Raw genomic sequence first — 512 nt, forward strand, 5'->3', positions numbered from 1 at the left:
GACGTGGAAAGACGTTTCTCATTGCCTCGGCATCCAGGCCCCGCCAAGTCCAGGTCACGTCCATCACGGCAGCGCCGCCAAAGCTGGCCAGGCTCATGGTCTCGTTCAGCTCTACGGTATTGAGATCCAGCTTTCCCGGCCATTCGATGTTCGTCAGCGCAACGGTCTCAGGTGCGACCACCAGGCTCGCTGCGCCGTCATAGCGCACCCCCATCGTGTCCAGGCCGCCTGCTTGTCCAAGCAAGGTCGGGTCAAGGTAGAAATTCTTGCCATCCAGCCGCAACTGCACGATCACGTGGTCGAACGCCAGCGGCGTCGGCGCCATTTTGGCAGGCAGCTTCGACCGGCTGGCAGACAAGAGCAGCGGACTCGCGTCCATATCGAGCTGGCGCAGCAGTGTCATCAGGAGATAGGCCTTGTCCTTGCAATCGCCGAAGCGATGCTGCAGGACTTCACCCGGAGGATGGGGGCGATGCGAACTCTCGCCCATGGAAACGGAGAAATAACGGATC

At 60.9% G+C, this 512-nt stretch carries 1 protein-coding gene; it reads right to left on the reverse strand.

All coding sequences use genetic code 11. The features are described 5' to 3' along the window. The coding region (locus tag E6R62_RS40195) for a hypothetical protein (RefSeq protein WP_206309063.1) at positions 1-512 on the reverse strand (512 nt) is incomplete at both ends.

Source organism: Streptomyces sp. A1136 (genome assembly GCF_004795055.1).
Taxonomy (GTDB): Bacteria; Actinomycetota; Actinomycetes; order Streptomycetales; family Streptomycetaceae; genus Streptomyces.